General features: G+C 60.6%; 15 protein-coding genes. 9 read left to right on the plus strand and 6 right to left on the minus strand.

All coding sequences use genetic code 11. The features are described from left to right. The first annotated feature begins 38 nt into the window (after positions 1-38). From QF045_RS07265 to tldD, 3 genes are read left to right on the plus strand one after another with little or no spacing between them, the layout of a single operon-like run. Entirely contained in the window at positions 39-3,854 is a 3,816-nt protein-coding gene (locus QF045_RS07265) for a YhdP family protein (RefSeq protein ID WP_306491623.1), read from the plus strand. A gap of 48 nt (positions 3,855-3,902) precedes the next feature. Beyond that, positions 3,903-4,757 (plus strand): carbon-nitrogen hydrolase family protein, encoded by an 855-nt coding sequence (locus QF045_RS07270; protein WP_306491624.1) that lies wholly within the window; start codon positions 3,903-3,905, stop codon positions 4,755-4,757. 10 nt (positions 4,758-4,767) lie between these two features. Then, complete coding sequence (gene tldD / locus QF045_RS07275) at positions 4,768-6,210, plus strand: metalloprotease TldD (protein WP_306491625.1); 1,443 nt, start codon at positions 4,768-4,770, stop codon at positions 6,208-6,210. Between the two features lie 45 nt (positions 6,211-6,255). Here tldD and yjgA read toward each other — a convergent pair whose 3' ends face one another. Beyond that, complete coding sequence (gene yjgA / locus QF045_RS07280; RefSeq protein ID WP_025856302.1) at positions 6,256-6,777, minus strand: ribosome biogenesis factor YjgA; 522 nt, start codon at positions 6,775-6,777, stop codon at positions 6,256-6,258. Between the two features lie 108 nt (positions 6,778-6,885). On the opposite strand from yjgA, the gene pmbA reads away from it, so the two are divergent. From pmbA to QF045_RS07310, 6 genes are all read left to right on the plus strand, one after another. Next, positions 6,886-8,232, plus strand: coding sequence for a metalloprotease PmbA (gene pmbA, locus QF045_RS07285; protein WP_306491626.1), 1,347 nt, complete (start codon positions 6,886-6,888; stop codon positions 8,230-8,232). 196 nt (positions 8,233-8,428) lie between these two features. Then, entirely contained in the window at positions 8,429-8,776 is a 348-nt protein-coding gene (locus QF045_RS07290; protein WP_306491627.1) for a FagA protein, read from the plus strand. Further along, the gene (locus QF045_RS07295; protein ID WP_306491628.1) at positions 8,769-10,142 is read left to right on the plus strand and encodes an aspartate ammonia-lyase; all 1,374 of its coding nucleotides are present in this window, start codon (positions 8,769-8,771) and stop codon (positions 10,140-10,142) included. Before QF045_RS07290 ends, QF045_RS07295 begins: the two co-directional genes overlap by 8 nt. Before the next feature lie 27 nt (positions 10,143-10,169). Continuing rightward, positions 10,170-10,598 (plus strand): hypothetical protein, encoded by a 429-nt coding sequence (locus tag QF045_RS07300; RefSeq protein WP_306491629.1) that lies wholly within the window; start codon positions 10,170-10,172, stop codon positions 10,596-10,598. 1 nt (position 10,599) lies between these two features. Beyond that, complete coding sequence (locus QF045_RS07305; protein WP_306491630.1) at positions 10,600-11,211, plus strand: superoxide dismutase; 612 nt, start codon at positions 10,600-10,602, stop codon at positions 11,209-11,211. Positions 11,212-11,243: 32 nt separating this feature from the next. Next, positions 11,244-12,137 carry a ZIP family metal transporter gene (locus tag QF045_RS07310; RefSeq protein WP_306491631.1) on the plus strand — a complete coding sequence of 298 codons (894 nt, stop codon included), beginning with the start codon at positions 11,244-11,246 and terminating at the stop codon, positions 12,135-12,137. Between the two features lie 25 nt (positions 12,138-12,162). Here QF045_RS07310 and QF045_RS07315 read toward each other — a convergent pair whose 3' ends face one another. From QF045_RS07315 to QF045_RS07335, 5 genes are all read right to left on the minus strand, one after another. Next, positions 12,163-12,435, minus strand: a complete 273-nt coding sequence (locus tag QF045_RS07315; protein ID WP_306491632.1) for an HPr family phosphocarrier protein — start codon at positions 12,433-12,435, stop codon at positions 12,163-12,165. 16 nt (positions 12,436-12,451) lie between these two features. Further along, entirely contained in the window at positions 12,452-13,309 is an 858-nt protein-coding gene (gene rapZ / locus QF045_RS07320) for an RNase adapter RapZ (protein WP_306491633.1), read from the minus strand. 2 nt (positions 13,310-13,311) lie between these two features. After that, positions 13,312-13,776, minus strand: a complete 465-nt coding sequence (gene ptsN / locus QF045_RS07325; protein ID WP_306491634.1) for a PTS IIA-like nitrogen regulatory protein PtsN — start codon at positions 13,774-13,776, stop codon at positions 13,312-13,314. A gap of 10 nt (positions 13,777-13,786) precedes the next feature. After that, positions 13,787-14,092: a ribosome hibernation-promoting factor, HPF/YfiA family gene (hpf, locus tag QF045_RS07330; RefSeq protein ID WP_003171804.1), complete on the minus strand. Its 306-nt coding sequence runs from the start codon at positions 14,090-14,092 to the stop codon at positions 13,787-13,789. A 75-nt stretch (positions 14,093-14,167) separates the two neighbouring features. Continuing rightward, the gene (locus QF045_RS07335; RefSeq protein WP_306491635.1) at positions 14,168-15,661 is read right to left on the minus strand and encodes an RNA polymerase factor sigma-54; all 1,494 of its coding nucleotides are present in this window, start codon (positions 15,659-15,661) and stop codon (positions 14,168-14,170) included. Between the last annotated feature and the right edge of the window lie 106 nt (positions 15,662-15,767).

Genomic DNA, 15,767 nt, shown 5'->3' on the forward strand with positions numbered 1-15,767 from the left:
GACCTATCGTCCGACTACCGCTTTGAGGGTCGCCTGACATGGAGCGTCTGATACGCTTTTTTGCCGCTTTGACCCGTTGGGGGCTGGGCCTGTGTGCGTTGCTGCTGGTATTGGCGGCGGTGTACGTAAGCCTGGGGCGTGAATTGACCCCGCTGGTGGCCGAATACCGCGCTGAAGTCCAAGCCAAAGCCCAGGCCGCGGTGCAGATGCCCGTGCACATCGGTAGCCTCGAAGGCCGCTGGAGCGGCTTTGCGCCCATCTTGCTGGCCCATGACGTGATGGTGGGCGAGGGCAACAGCGCCTTGCGCCTGGATCAGGTCGAGGTGGTGCCCGACCTCTGGGCCAGCCTGATGGCACGCGAAGTGCGTATCGCCCATCTGCAGGTCAGCGGATTGCAGTTGAGCGTCAAGGAAGACAAGGACGGCCATTGGGAACTGCAGGGCTTGCCGGTGCAGGACGACCAGCCCCTGGATCCGCAACAATTGCTCACCCGCATGCAGATGGTCAAGCGCGTATCGGTACTCGACAGCCAGGTGACCCTGCAACCGTTCGACCGGGCGCCGGTGACCGTGACTTATGTCGGCCTGAGCCTGCACACCGGTATGAACCAGCAACGCCTGGACGCGCGCCTGACCTTGCCCGATGGTCAACCGCTCGCCTTGAGCCTGCGCAGCCGCATCCGCGCCAGCCAATGGAAAGACGCTGAGGTCGAGGCCTACCTGAGTCTTCCGCAAAGCGACTGGGCCAAGTGGATTCCGTCCACGTTGACCCAACAATGGAAGCTCACCCAGCTCAAGGCCGGCGGTGAGTTCTGGCTCAACTGGGCCAACGGCGCCGTGCAAAGCGCGGTGGTGCGCCTCAACTCGCCGCAGGTAAAAGGCAGCTACGCCGAACGCAAGCCGGTGCATATCGAAAACCTGGCCCTTACCGCTTATGTGCAACGCAGCGACAGCGGTCTTAAAGTGCTGCTTGATTCGCTGGCGATGAACATCGGGGAAACCCGCTGGGAATCGCGTCTGCAACTGCAGCAGAGCCTGGCGACCGATAAAGATCAGGAAGTGTGGAAGCTGCAGGCCGACCGGCTCGACCTGACGCCCATCACGCCTTTGCTCAATGCCCTGGCACCGTTGCCGGAAGGCTTCGCCAAGGCCGTCGAGCAGTTGAAAGCCACTGGCCGGTTGCGCAATGTGCTGGTCGACTTCCGCCCGCAGGACACCACCGATCAAAAAGTCAGTTTTGCCGCCAACCTTGAGCGCGTCGGTTTTGATGCGTACTTCGGCGCGCCGGCTGCGCGCAATGTGTCCGGCAGCATCAGTGGCGACCTGGGCCATGGCGAGTTGCGCATGGACAGCAAAGACTTTTCCCTGCACCTGTTCCCTATCTTCGCCAAGCCATGGCAGTACATCCAGGCTAATGCGCGCCTGACCTGGACGCTGGACAAGCAGGGCTTCACCCTGGTCGCGCCGTATATCAAGGTGCTGGGCGAGGAAGGCAACGTCGCGGCGGACTTCCTGATTCGCCTGCATTTCGACCATAGCCAGGAGGACTACATGGACCTGCGGGTCGGCATGGTCAATGGCGATGGTCGTTTTACCCCCAAGTACTTACCGGCGGTGTTGAGCCCGGCGCTGGATGAGTGGTTGCGCACGGCGATCCTCAAGGGCGCTGTAGATGAAGGTTTTTTCCAGTACCAGGGTTCCTTGAGCCACAACGCGCTGCCGGCCTCGCGCAATATCAGCCTGTTCTTCAAGGTGCATGATGCCGAGCTGGCGTTCCAGCCGGGTTGGCCCCATGTGAGCAAGGTCAACGGTGAGGTGTTCGTCGAGGAGAGCGGTGTGCGCATTCTGGCCAGCAAAGGCCAATTGCTCGATACCCAGGTCAAGGACGTCTACGTCAACATCCCCCACGCGCCAGCCGGCAAGGACAGCCACCTGTTGCTCACCGGCGGGTTTTCCGGTGGGTTGGGCGATGGTTTGAAAATCCTCCAGGAAGCGCCTATTGGCACCGCATCCACCTTCGCCGGCTGGAAGGGCGAGGGCGACCTGCAAGGTAGCCTGGACCTCGACGTGCCGCTGGCCAAGGGCACCGAGCCCAAGATTGTGGTCGACTTCAAGACCGACAAGGCGCGTCTGCAGCTGGCGGAGCCTACGCTGGACCTGACCCAGCTCAAGGGAGACTTCCGTTTCGACAGCGCCAAGGGCTTGAGCGGCCAGAACATATCGGCCCAGGCGTTCGACCGCCCGGTCAGCGCGCAGATTTTTGCCGAGGGCAAGCCGGGCGCCATCAACACCCGTGTGACCGCCAAGGGGCAAGTGACGGTCAAGCGGCTCACCGACTGGTTGAAAATCAGCCAGCCGCTGCCGGTGTCCGGCGATATCCCGTACCAGCTGCAAGTGATTCTGGACGGCGCGGACAGTCAGCTGATGGTCAACTCCAATCTCAAGGGCGTCGCGGTGGACCTGCCGGCGCCGTTTGGCATGCCGGCGAGCCAGGGCCGTGACAGCACATTCCGCATGACCTTGCAGGGCGCGGAGCGACGTTACTGGTTCGATTACGGCGAGCTGGCGAATTTCACGTTTGCGGCGCCGCCGGATAACTTCAATGAAGGGCGCGGCGAACTGTTCCTTGGTGATGGCGATGCGGTTTTACCCGGCGCGAAGGGCCTGCGCGTACGCGGGGTGCTCTCCGAGTTGGATATCGACCCCTGGAAAAAACTCGCGAATCGTTACGCGGGTAATGATCCGGGCGGTAGCGCCAAGCAACTGCTCAGCGGCGCCGATTTCAAGGTAGGCAAGCTGACCGGTTTTGGCACGCAGTTCGACCAGGTCAAACTGCAACTGGACCGCAAGCCCGTGGCCTGGGGGCTGCAGTTCGACAGCCAGCAAGCCAAGGGCACGGTGAATCTGCCGGACGCCAAGGGCGCGCCTATTGCCATCAACCTGCAGTACGTGAAGCTGCCTGCGGTCGATCCGACCGTACAGGCGGACGAGAACGCGCCGGACCCGCTGGCCGATATCGACCCCAAGGATATTCCAGCAATGGATATCGCCATCAATCAACTGTTCCAGGGCCCGGACCTGGTTGGCGCGTGGTCGCTGAAAATCCGGCCGACCGCCAAGGGCCTGGCCTTCAACAACCTGGACCTGGGCCTCAAAGGCATGCAGCTCAACGGTGCCGGTGGTTGGGAAGGCGCGCCGGGGGCCAGCAGCAGTTGGTACAAAGGGCGGTTGGACGGCAAGAACATTGCCGACGTGCTCAAGGGTTGGGGCTTTGCGCCCACAGTCACCAGCGAGGACTTCCATCTGGACGTGGATGGCCGTTGGCCGGGTTCGCCTGCCTGGGTCGGGCCCAAGCGGTTCTCCGGTAGCCTGGATGCAGCGTTCCGTAAAGGCCAGTTCGTGGAAGTGGAAGGCGGCGCCCAGGCATTGCGTGTGTTCGGCCTGCTTAACTTCAACTCCATCGGCCGCCGTTTGCGCCTGGACTTCTCCGACCTGCTCGGCAAGGGGCTGAGCTACGACCGGGTCAAGGGCTTGCTGGCGGCCAGCGATGGTGTGTTCGTGACCCGTGAACCCATCACCATGACCGGGCCGTCCACTAACCTTGAGCTGAACGGCACCCTGGACCTGGTGGCCGATCGCGTTGATGCCAAGTTGCTGGTGACGCTGCCGGTCACCAACAACCTGCCGATCGCGGCGCTGATTGTCGGCGCACCGGCCATTGGCGGCGCGTTGTTCCTGATCGATAAGTTGATCGGCGACCGGGTATCGCGCTTCGCCAGTGTGCAGTACACCGTGCAAGGCCCATGGAAGGACCCGAAAATCACCTTTGACAAGCCATTTGAAAAGCCAAACTGAGAGGCTGTGGAGTAGCATGACCGCATGCCCTTTACGGAGTGTCGGCCCATGTCCTTTGCGGTAATCCAAATGGTCAGCCAGAGTGACGTGCTGGCAAACCTGGCTCAGGCACGCTGCCTGCTGGAGCGAGCGGCGGCGGATGGCGCCAGGCTTGCGGTACTGCCGGAAAATTTCGCCGCCATGGGCCGCCGTGACATGGCCGACATCGGTCGCGCCGAGGCCTTGAGTGAAGGTCCGATCCTTCCATGGTTGAAACAGACCGCTCGCGACCTCACCTTATGGATAGTGGCCGGTACTGTGCCGTTGCCCCCCAGGGACCAACCGAACGCCAAACCCAACGCCTGTTCGCTGCTGATCGACGACCGCGGTGAAATCGCCGCTCGCTATGACAAGCTGCACTTGTTCGATGTGGATGTGGCGGATGCCCGGGGTCGTTATCGCGAATCCGACGACTATGCTTTCGGAAGCAACGTGGTGGTGGCAGATACGCCAGTGGGGCGCCTGGGGCTGACGGTGTGTTACGACCTGCGCTTTCCTGAGCTGTACAGTGAGTTGCGTGCGGCGGGGGCTGAGTTGATCAGCGCGCCCTCGGCGTTTACGGCGGTGACGGGTGCTGCGCATTGGGATGTGCTGATTCGTGCACGGGCCATCGAAACCCAGTGTTATCTGCTGGCGGCTGCCCAGGGCGGTGTGCATCCGGGGCCCAGGGAAACCCATGGGCATGCAGCGATTATCGACCCCTGGGGACGTGTGCTGGCCCAACAGGATCAAGGCGAAGCGGTGTTAATGGCCGAACGCGACAGCAATGAACAGGCGTCGATACGGGCGCGCATGCCGGTGGTCAATCACCGGCGCTTTTTCTCGCAGGGCGCACAGCGACCTGCTTCAGAACGACGAATTTAAGGCCAAACCTATGAGCGAGTTGTTGTCCTCAGTCAGTGAACACCTTCTGGCACCCGGTGGCGTGACCATCGAAAATCTGCAAACCGTGCTGGGCGACCTGGCCGGTCCAGGGATCGACGCGGCCGACCTGTACTTCCAGGGGCAAATATCCGAGTCCTGGGCGTTGGAAGATGGCATCGTCAAGGAAGGCAGTTTCAACCTTGACCAGGGCGTAGGCGTACGCGCGCAATCCGGGGAAAAGACCGGTTTTGCCTACAGCAACGCGATTACCCTGGAAGCCCTGGGGCTAGCCGCTCGCGCGGCGCGCTCGATTTCCCGCGCCGGTCAGAACGGCACGGTGCAGGCGTTCACCACCCAGGACGTGGCGCAGTTGTATGCGCCGGATAATCCATTGGAAGTGATCAGCCGCGCCGAAAAAGTCGAGCTGCTCAAGCGTGTTGACGCGGCTACCCGCGCTCTGGACCCGCGTATCCAGCAAGTCACCGTGAGCATGGCCGGTGTGTGGGAACGCATCCTCGTAGCCTCTACCGATGGCGGGCTGGCGGCAGATGTACGGCCACTGGTGCGTTTCAACGTCAGTGTGATCGTCGAGCAGAACGGTCGCCGCGAGCGCGGCGGCCATGGCGGCGGCGGGCGTACCGACTATCGTTATTTCCTCGCCGAAGACCGTGCCATGGGCTATGCGCGTGAAGCGCTGCGCCAGGCGCTGGTCAACCTGGAAGCGATTCCCGCGCCGGCCGGTACCTTACCGGTGGTGCTGGGCTCGGGTTGGTCCGGTGTGCTGCTGCACGAAGCCGTTGGTCACGGGCTGGAAGGCGACTTCAACCGCAAGGGCAGTTCCGCCTACAGTGGGCGCATGGGCGAGATGGTCGCGTCCAAGCTGTGCACTATTGTCGACGACGGCACCCTGGCCGGTCGCCGTGGTTCGTTGAGTGTGGACGATGAAGGTACGCCTACCGAGTGCACCACCCTGATCGAAAACGGCGTGCTCAAAGGTTATATGCAAGACAAACTCAACGCCCGCCTGATGGGCGTGGCGCGCACCGGTAACGGTCGTCGTGAGTCCTACGCGCACCTGCCTATGCCCCGTATGACCAACACCTACATGCTCGGTGGCCAAAGCGATCCGGCAGAAATCATTGCTTCGGTGAAGCGCGGCATCTACTGCGCCAACCTTGGCGGCGGGCAGGTGGATATCACCAGCGGCAAGTTCGTGTTCTCCACCAGCGAGGCGTACTTGATCGAAGACGGCAAGATTACCGCGCCGGTCAAGGGGGCGACGTTGATTGGCAATGGGCCGGAGGCCATGAGCAAGGTATCGATGGTCGGTAATGACCTGTCGCTGGACAGCGGCGTGGGTACGTGCGGGAAGGATGGACAGTCGGTACCGGTAGGCGTGGGCCAGCCGACGTTGAAGATCGATGCGATCACCGTGGGTGGCACGGGGTCGTAAGCCCGAGAGCTTCGGGTGGCGAAGGCCGCCACCCGGGGAAGAGGATCAGCGCAGGCCGCGTTGAGTCTCGTCCAGCTCACGGATGTATTTGAAGATTTTACGGCTGGTGGCCGGCGCCTTGTTATGCGCCAGTTCGTGTTGGGCCTGACGGATCAGGGAGCGCAATTGCTGGCGGTCCGCGTCCGGGTAGTCCAAGACGAATTTTTCCAGCACGGCGTCATCGCCCGAGATCAGGCGGTCACGCCAGCGCTCCAGGTTATGAAAGCGTTCGTTGTACTGGCGAGTGGAGGCATCGGTTTGATCGAGCAGGGCCAGAATGGCGTCGGTGTCCTGATCGCGCATCAGCTTGCCGATAAACATGATGTGCCGTTTGCGCGCGATATTCGCGGTGTGCTTGGGCGCATCGGCCAGAGCCCGGCGCATTTCGTCGGTCAGTGGCAGTTTGGCAATCAAGTCCTTTTTGAGCGTTGTAAGACGCTCGCCAAGGTCAACCAGAGCATGCAGCTCACGTTTGACCTGGGTTTTGCTTTTCTCCCCATCGAGGGAGTCGTCGTAAGAATCAACCATGGTGGCAGTCCGCAAAGAAACGCCGCCATGATAACCAGTCGGGGGCCGCTTGTCCGGCCCGGTCGCTCGATGGCCTTAACCGAGAGCAGAATTTGAGTGGAGAAAACCATGAGTGCAGCCCAAAGCGTCGGTCCGCAAGCGTTACCGGCACTGCAGGAACAAGTCGAGCAGATCCTTGCCGAGGCCAAGCGTCAGGGCGCCAGCGCCTGTGAAGTCGCGGTGTCGCTGGAGCAGGGGCTGTCGACTTCGGTGCGTCAGCGGGAAGTTGAGACCGTAGAATTCAATCGCGACCAGGGGTTTGGCATCACCTTGTATGTGGGCCAGCGCAAAGGTTCGGCCAGTACGTCGGCCAGTGGCCCGGAAGCGATTCGTGAAACCGTCGCCGCCGCGTTGGCAATCGCCAAGCACACCTCCGAAGATGAAAGCTCAGGCTTGGCCGACAAAGCATTGATGGCCAAGGATCTGCAGGATTTCGATTTGTTCCACGCCTGGGACATCACGCCTGAGCAAGCCATCGAGCAGGCGCTGACCTGCGAAGCAGCGGCGTTCGACGCCGATGCGCGGATCAAAAACGCCGACGGCACCACGCTGAGTACTCACCAGGGTTGCCGTGTCTACGGCAACAGCCATGGTTTTATCGGTGGCTACGCCTCCACACGCCATAGCCTCAGTTGCGTCATGATCGCCGAAGCCAACGGCCAGATGCAGCGCGACTACTGGTACGACGTGAACCGTCAAGGCGAGTTGCTGGCAGACCCGGCAAGCATTGGTCAACGTGCTGCGCAGCGTGCAGCCAGCCGTCTGGGTGCGCGCCCGGTGCCCACGTGCGAAGTGCCGGTGCTGTTTTCCGCCGAATTGGCCGGTGGCTTGTTCGGCAGTTTTCTCGGGGCGATTTCCGGTGGCAACCTTTACCGAAAATCGTCATTCCTGGAAGGTGCGATTGGCCAGAAGCTGTTTCCTGAGTGGCTGACCATCGATGAGCGTCCGCACCTTATGCGCGCCATGGGCAGCGCCTCGTTCGACGGCGATGGGCTGGCCACGTATGCCAAGCCGTTCGTCGAGAAGGGCGAGCTGGTGTCTTATGTGCTGGGCACCTACGCAGGCCGCAAGCTTGGCCTGCCCAGCACCGCCAACTCCGGCGGCGTGCATAACCTGTTCGTGACCCACGGCGATGAAGACCAGGCGGCGCTGTTGCGTCAGATGGGGCGCGGCTTGCTGGTGACCGAATTGATGGGCCATGGCCTGAACATGGTGACCGGTGACTATTCCCGCGGTGCGGCGGGGTTCTGGGTCGAAAACGGTGAGATTCAGTTCGCCGTCCAGGAAGTGACCATCGCCGGCAACATGCGCGATATGTTCAAGCAGATCGTCGCTGTGGGTAACGACCTGGAGCTGCGCAGCAATATCCGCACGGGCTCCGTGTTGATCGAGCGGATGACGGTCGCCGGCAGCTGACCCGCGACGCTTCACCGAAAAAGGCGCGCCATCTGGATGATGGCGCGCCTTTTTTTGTGGCTCCGATAGACAGGATTCATTCCGCCATCCTTGTTTTGATTCTTAATATCACTTAATAATGAATCTCATTACTGGATGAGTGTGGACCATGAGTTCTGTCTTGCATGAGGACCCGTACCTTGAGAGTTAGCGGTGGATGAGTCGCCAGATCCGCTGCGGGCTTGATCCCGATGAACCTCGCCTGATCGAACATTACCTCAGTGAGGGGCGATACCTGGCGTGTTGCACCGCGACCCACCCGTGGACCATCGCCGAAACGTCATTTCGCCTGCTCGTCGACACCGCCAACGACATCGCGCTGCCCTGGCATTGGCGCTCCCTGTGCCTGGACCAGGCCTGGCGCCCGCTGCGCGATCTGGAAAAACTCTCCCTCTGCGCCTGCCGCCTCAAGCGCTGGCAGAGCTTTGCCTGGCAACTGGCGACGTGCCAATTGCTGCCGTCTCTCTCTCACTCCGACTGGGTACAAGGATCTAACGATGAATAGCCGTATCGAACGCGACAGCATGGGCGAACTGCAAGTGCCCGCCGAGGCCTTATACGGTGCGCAGACCCAGCGTGCGGTCAATAACTTTCCTATCAGCCATCAGCGCATGCCGGCGCAGTTCATCCGCGCACTCATCCTGGCCAAGGCCGCTGCTGCCAGGGCCAACGTCGACCTCAAGCAGATCAGCGAAGGGCAGGGCAAGGCCATTGTCGATGCCGCCCAAGGCTTGCTGGAAGGCGATTATATGCAGCACTTCCCGGTGGATATCTTCCAGACCGGCTCCGGCACCAGCTCCAACATGAACGCCAACGAAGTGATCGCGACCCTGGCCAGCCGCTTGCTGGGTGAGGTGGTAAACCCCAACGACCACGTCAACTGTGGGCAAAGCAGCAACGACATCATCCCGACCACCATTCACGTCAGCGCCGCGCTGGTGCTGCACGAGCAAACACTGCCGGCCTTGCTGCACCTGGTGCAGGTGATCGAGCAAAAGGCCGAAGCGGTTCACCCGTTCATCAAGACCGGTCGTACCCACCTGATGGACGCCATGCCGGTGCGCATGAGCCAGGTGCTCAATGGCTGGGCGCAGCAGCTCAAGGCCAATATCGGCCACCTGCAAGACCTGTTGCCGGCGTTGCAGGCGCTGGCCCAGGGTGGCACGGCGGTAGGCACCGGCATCAACGCACACCCTGAATTTTCCGCACGCTTCAGCCAGCACCTGAGCCAGCTGACCCAGGTGAAGTTCACCCCGGGCAAGAACCTGTTTGCGTTGATGGGTTCCCAGGACACTGCCGTCGCCGTCTCCGGCCAGTTGAAAGCGACTGCTGTATCGCTGATGAAGATCGCCAACGACCTGCGCTGGATGAACTCCGGCCCGCTGGCCGGCCTCGGCGAAATAGAGCTGGAAGGCCTGCAACCGGGTTCATCGATCATGCCGGGCAAGGTCAACCCTGTGATTCCCGAAGCCACGGCCATGGTGGCCGCCCAGGTCATCGGTAACGACACGGTGATCACCGTCGCCGGTCAATCAGGCAACTTCGAACTGAACGTGATGCTGCCGATCATCGCCCAAAACCTGCTCAGTAGCCTGCAATTGCTGGCCAATGCCAGCCGTTTGCTGGCGGACAAGGCCATTGCCAGCTTCAAGGTCAACGAAGCGAAGCTAAAGGAAGCGCTGTCACGCAACCCGATTCTGGTCACTGCCCTCAATCCGATCATTGGTTACCAGAAGGCCGCCGAAATCGCCAAGCAGGCGTATCAGCAGGGTCGTCCGGTAATTGATGTCGCCCTCGAACACACCGACCTGCCTCGCAGCCAACTGGAAGTCCTGCTGGACCCGGAAAAGCTCACGGCTGGCGGCGTGTAATCACTGACCCTGCTTTGGAGGTTCACCATGGAGCACTGGAAACGCACAATCGAACGGGCCAATCGCTGCTTTATGGCGGGCGAGCTGGTAGACGCCCGCGAGGCCTACCTGCAAGCCCTGGCACTGGCCCAAGTGCTGTTCGAACGCTGGGCGGATGCCGACGAAGCAGTGGCGGCTTGCGTCATTTCTCATCACAACCTGGCAGACCTGCACTTGCGCCTCAACCAGCCTGAGGAAAGTGCGGAATATCTTTGCGCCATTCATCAGCGCCTGCTGCAGACCATGCAGGACCCCCGGCTCAGCGCGCAGTTGCGCGAGGCAGCGTTGCGCCAGAGCAGCAAAACCTACGTCGAGCTGTTGAACTTCATCAGCGATCACGGCGAATACCCACGCACCCATCGCTTGCTGGGCGCCGCCGCGAAGCAACCGACCCCCTCTCAATATGGAGCACATTGATATGACCTACACCCTGCCGGCTTTGCCTTATGCCTACGATGCGCTTGAACCCCATATCGATGCGCAGACCATGGAAATCCATTACACCAAGCACCATCAGACTTACATCAATAACCTTAATGCTGCAGTTGACGGCACTGAGTACGCAGGCTGGCCGGTGGAGAAGTTGGTTTCCAGCGTTGAAAAATTGCCGGAGCAATTACGCGCTGCTGTGGTCAACCAAGGAGGCGGTCATGCCAACCACTCGCTTTTTTGGGCGGTCATGTCGCCGGCAGGTGGCGGCAAGCCCGAGGGGGTGCTGGGCAAAGCTATCGACGAGCAATTGGGTGGCTTCGACCGTTTCAAGGAGGCCTTTACCAAGGCGGCGCTGACCCGTTTCGGTAGCGGTTGGGCCTGGCTGAGTGTCACCCCGCAGAAGACCTTGGTGGTGGAAAGCAGCGGCAACCAGGACAGCCCGCTGATGAACGGCAACACGCCGATCCTCGGTCTGGACGTCTGGGAGCACGCCTACTACCTGCTGTACCAAAACCGACGACCGGAGTACATCAATGCATTCTATAGCGTCATCAACTGGCCGGAGGTTGCCGCACGCTACCAGGCTGCCTTGGCCTGACATTCACTCTAAAACAAGATCTAAGGCCGACTATGGGTACTGAAACACTGGCGATTAGCAGCGTGCGATTATTTCGTTACGCGTTTGGCTCCCTGCTTCTCTTAGTCGGTACGGCATTGCTGGTGGCCAACGGGTTGGCCTGGCTCGACTTGGAACCACGCATCCTGCGTGCGCTGCAGGGCGGGTCGATTTGCGCACTCGGCACCGCGCTGGGCGCCGTGCCGGTGCTGGTGATTCGCCGGATGCCGGCGGCGCTGAGCGATACCTTGCTGGGTTTTGGCGCCGGGGTCATGCTGGCGGCGACCGCCTTTTCGCTGGTGGTGCCGGGTATTGCTGCCGCTGAAAGCCTGGGGCTCTCGCCCTGGGGCGCGGGCGGCTTGATCAGCTTCGGCATCATGCTGGGTGCCTTCGGGCTGTATCTGGTGGACCGAAAGGTCTCCGGCGCCAGCCCGGAAATGCTGGTAGGTACGCCGGATAAGCCAGTCATCCCGCCGCGCATCTGGCTCTTTGTGTTTGCCATCATTGCCCATAACATCCCCGAAGGCATGGCCGTGGGCGTCTCTGCTGGCGGCGGCATGGCAGATGCGGACAGCCTCGCCATGGGCATTGCCCTGCAGGACGTACCGGAAGGCTTGGTGATCGCGCTGGTATTGGCGGGGGCGGGGATGTCGCGGATCAAGGCGTTTCTGATCGGTGCTGCATCGGGTTTGGTGGAGCCCGTATTTGCCGTGCTCTGCGCGTGGCTGGTAAGCCTTGCCGAAGTGCTGTTGCCCTTGGGGCTGGCGCTGGCGGCGGGCGCAATGCTGTTGGTGGTGACCCATGAGGTCATTCCCGAGTCACGCCGAAATGGTCACGATAAGCTCGCCAGCCTGGGGCTGTGCATCGGGTTTTGCTTGATGATGGTGATGGATACGGCGTTGGGGTAGGGCTTACTCCTACAGAGCGAGCGAGTTATTCGCCTTCATCAAAGTAGTTATTGATCAGCGCGACCAATGCGTCCATCGCTTCCTGTTCTTGTTCGCCCTCGGTTTTGAGGTGGATCTTGGTGCCCTTGCCTGCGGCAAGCATCATCATTGCCATGATGCTTTTACCGTCGACCATCGATTCCGGACTGCGCCCGGCGCGTATCTGGCAGGGGAACTTACCGGCGACACCGACGAATTTGGCTGACGCCCGGGCATGCAAGCCCAGCTTGTTGATGATTTCAATTTCCAGAGCGGGCATCGCGGGGGTGTTCCTTTCAGCTAAGGTCGCGGTGGCGAACCTGGACGTTCTTGAGGGTTTGTTGCAACACTTGGCCGAGTCGTTCCGTCAGGTAGACAGAGCGGTGGTGACCACCGGTGCAGCCAATGGCAATGGTGACGTAGGCGCGATTGCTCGCGGCAAAGCGTGGCAACCACTTGAGCAGGTAAGTAGAGATATCCTGGAACATCTCTTCCACATCCGCTTGTGCGGCCAGGTAGTCGATCACCGGCTGATCGAGCCCTGACTGATCACGCAGCTCCGGTTTCCAGTAAGGGTTGGGCAGGCAGCGCACGTCAAATACCAGGTCGGCATCCACCGGCATGCCACGCTTGAAGCCAAACGATTCGACCAGGAACGCTGTGCCAGGCTCCGGCTGGTTGAGCAATCGCAGCTTGATCGCGTCGCGCAGCTGGTAGAGGTTCAGGTTGGTGGTGTTGATTTTCAGGTCGGCCAGATCAATGATCGGCCCCAGCAACTTGGTCTCGTCCTCGATGGCCTCCGCCAGGGAGCGGTTGGCGGTGCTGAGCGGGTGGCGTCGGCGGGTTTCGGAGAACCGCTTGAGCAGGGTTTCTTCGTCGGCATCCAAATACAACACGTCGCAATGAATATGCTTGGCGCGCACTTCCTCAAGCAGTTCGGGGAACCGCGAGAGGTGGCTGGGAAGGTTGCGAGCGTCTATCGACACGGCGACCAGCGGTTGTGCCAGTTCGGTGTGGATCAGGGCGCGTTCCGCCAATTCCGGCAGCAGTCCGGCGGGCAGGTTGTCGATGCAGTAGAAACCGCTGTCCTCGAGAACGTTGAGAGCAGTGCTTTTACCCGAGCCGGAGCGGCCGCTGACGATGATCAAACGCATGATTATTGCCCGCTTTGTTCATCCAGGACGACCTGATACAACGCCTCATTGCTGGTGGCACTGCGCAGTTTTTCGCGTACTTCTTTGCGATCGAGCATGCTGGCGATCTGCCGGAGCAGTTCCAGGTGCGCATCGGTAGCCGCTTGCGGGACCAGCAGAACGAACAGCAGGTCGACCGGGGCGCCGTCGATGGCGTCGAAATCAATGGGGTGATCCAGGTGCAGCAGGGCGCTGACCGGTGTTTCGCAGCCTTTGAGACGACAGTGGGGGATGGCGATGCCGTTGCCAAAACCGGTCGAGCCGAGTTTTTCACGGGCAATCAGGGCTTCGAAGACATCTTGCATCTCCAGTTCAGGCACTTGGCTACTGATCAGGTTGGCAATTTCTTCGAGGGCTTTTTTCTTGCTGCCGCCCGGCACGTTCACGAGGGAACGGCCGGGGGTCAGGATGGTTTCAAGTCGGATCATGGGGGGAGAGTTAACGACCTGTACCTTGCATCAGGTGCAGATTCTTTTCCTTATGCTTTATGAGTTGGCGGTCGAGCTTGTCGTAGAGCGAGTCGATCGCCGCGTACATGTCTTCATGTTCCGCATTGGCGACGAGCTTGGCATTCGGTACGTGCAGGGTGGCCTCGATTTTCTGCTTGAGCTTGTCGACCTCCATGATGACCTGCACGTTGGTGATCTTGTCAAAATGCCCCGCAAGCTTGTTCAGCTTGCTCTCGGTGTACTCACGCAGGGGTTTGGTGACTTCCAGCTGGTGTCCACTGATGTTGACTTGCATACAGCTTCTCCTTCGTTGCCAGTGCATAAAGCGGTGGGCAGAAATACCCACCACTGGAACGCTGTGGCCCGCCCGTCACATCAAACGCTTTCGCTCGCTGGAAGGCGCGATCCCAAGGGATTCGCGGTACTTGGCGACGGTTCGACGGGCGACCTGAATGCCTTGTGCCTCCAGTAAACCAGCGATCTTGCTGTCACTCAACGGCTTTTTCTGATTTTCCGCGGCAACCAGTTTTTTGATGATCGCGCGGATCGCCGTGGACGAGCATTCACCGCCTTCGGAGGTGCTTACGTGGCTGGAGAAAAAGTATTTCAGCTCATAAATACCCCGTGGGGTATGCATGAATTTTTGCGTGGTCACCCGTGAAATCGTCGATTCGTGCATACCCACCGCCTCAGCGATGTCATGCAGTACGAGGGGCTTCATCGCTTCGTCGCCGTATTCCAGGAAACCGCGCTGGTGCTCGACGATCTGGGTCGCCACTTTCATCAGGGTTTCGTTGCGGCTTTGCAGGCTCTTGATGAACCAGCGGGCTTCCTGCAACTGGTTGCGCATGAAGGTATTGTCAGCGCTGGTGTCGGCGCGGCGCACGAAGCCTGCGTATTGCGGGTTGACCCGCAGGCGCGGCACCGATTCCTGGTTCAGTTCCACCAGCCAGCGTTCGTTGTCCTTGCGCACGATCACGTCGGGCACCACGTATTCGGCTTCGCTGGACTCGATCTGCGAGCCCGGGCGAGGGTTGAGACTCTGAACCAGCTCGATGACTTGGCGCAGTTCATCTTCCTTGAGCTTCATGCGACGCATCAGTTGGCTATAGTCGCGGCTGCCCAACAGGTCGATGTAGTCGCTGACCAGGCGCTTGGCTTCAGCCAGCCAGGCGGTCTTGGCCGGCAGTTGGCGCAGTTGCAGCAGCAGGCACTCGCTGAGCGTGCGCGCGCCAATGCCAGCGGGCTCGAATTGCTGGATGCGGTGCAGGACGGCTTCGATCTCGTCCAGCTCGATATCCAGTTCCGGGTCGAAGGCTTCAAGAATTTCTTCGAGCGTTTCGTCCAGGTAGCCCTGATTATTGATGCAGTCGATCAGGGTGACGGCGATCAAGCGATCGGTGTCGGACATCGGCGCCAGGTTCAATTGCCACAACAAGTGGCTCTGCAGGCTCTCGCCGACAGACGTACGGGTGGTGAAATCCCATTCGTCATCATCGTTGCTGGGCAGGCTGCTGGCGCTCGTCTGGTAAACGTCTTCCCATGCCGTGTCCACGGGAAGCTCGTTGGGAATGCGTTCGTTCCATTCGCCATCCTCGAGGTTGTCCACCGTAGGGGCGGTTTCCTGATAGGACGGTTCCTGTACGTCGGGATTGGGCTTTTGCTCGATGTTGTCGGCCAAGGGGTCGGTATTGTCGAAGTCGTCGCCTTCTTCCTGGCGTTCGAGCATCGGATTGGACTCCAGGGCCTCCTGGATTTCCTGTTGCAGGTCCAGGGTCGACAATTGGAGCAGGCGGATGGCCTGTTGCAGCTGCGGTGTCATCGTCAGCTGCTGGCCCATTCTCAGGACTAGCGATGGTTTCATGGCAGGGGCTTAACACCTTATTCGCCGGCGCAATGCGCCATCCACGACAGGGCGCGTGAGCGCCAAACATAAGCAAATTATATGCCTGATATCGGGGCCTTTGCCT

Source organism: Pseudomonas sp. W4I3, from assembly GCF_030816195.1.
GTDB lineage: Bacteria > Pseudomonadota > Gammaproteobacteria > Pseudomonadales > Pseudomonadaceae > Aquipseudomonas.

Bases quoted from the DNA above. Each gene is read 5' to 3' on its own strand.
- QF045_RS07265 (WP_306491623.1), top strand. From the start codon at position 39: ATGGAGCGTCTGATACGCTTTTTTGCCGCTTTGACCCGTTGGGGGCTG.
- QF045_RS07270 (WP_306491624.1), top strand. From the start codon at position 3,903: ATGTCCTTTGCGGTAATCCAAATGGTCAGCCAGAGTGACGTGCTGGCA.
- tldD (WP_306491625.1), top strand. From the start codon at position 4,768: ATGAGCGAGTTGTTGTCCTCAGTCAGTGAACACCTTCTGGCACCCGGT.
- yjgA (WP_025856302.1), bottom strand. From the start codon at position 6,777: ATGGTTGATTCTTACGACGACTCCCTCGATGGGGAGAAAAGCAAAACC.
- pmbA (WP_306491626.1), top strand. From the start codon at position 6,886: ATGAGTGCAGCCCAAAGCGTCGGTCCGCAAGCGTTACCGGCACTGCAG.
- QF045_RS07290 (WP_306491627.1), top strand. From the start codon at position 8,429: ATGAGTCGCCAGATCCGCTGCGGGCTTGATCCCGATGAACCTCGCCTG.
- QF045_RS07295 (WP_306491628.1), top strand. From the start codon at position 8,769: ATGAATAGCCGTATCGAACGCGACAGCATGGGCGAACTGCAAGTGCCC.
- QF045_RS07300 (WP_306491629.1), top strand. From the start codon at position 10,170: ATGGAGCACTGGAAACGCACAATCGAACGGGCCAATCGCTGCTTTATG.
- QF045_RS07305 (WP_306491630.1), top strand. From the start codon at position 10,600: ATGACCTACACCCTGCCGGCTTTGCCTTATGCCTACGATGCGCTTGAA.
- QF045_RS07310 (WP_306491631.1), top strand. From the start codon at position 11,244: ATGGGTACTGAAACACTGGCGATTAGCAGCGTGCGATTATTTCGTTAC.
- QF045_RS07315 (WP_306491632.1), bottom strand. From the start codon at position 12,435: ATGCCCGCTCTGGAAATTGAAATCATCAACAAGCTGGGCTTGCATGCC.
- rapZ (WP_306491633.1), bottom strand. From the start codon at position 13,309: ATGCGTTTGATCATCGTCAGCGGCCGCTCCGGCTCGGGTAAAAGCACT.
- ptsN (WP_306491634.1), bottom strand. From the start codon at position 13,776: ATGATCCGACTTGAAACCATCCTGACCCCCGGCCGTTCCCTCGTGAAC.
- hpf (WP_003171804.1), bottom strand. From the start codon at position 14,092: ATGCAAGTCAACATCAGTGGACACCAGCTGGAAGTCACCAAACCCCTG.
- QF045_RS07335 (WP_306491635.1), bottom strand. From the start codon at position 15,661: ATGAAACCATCGCTAGTCCTGAGAATGGGCCAGCAGCTGACGATGACA.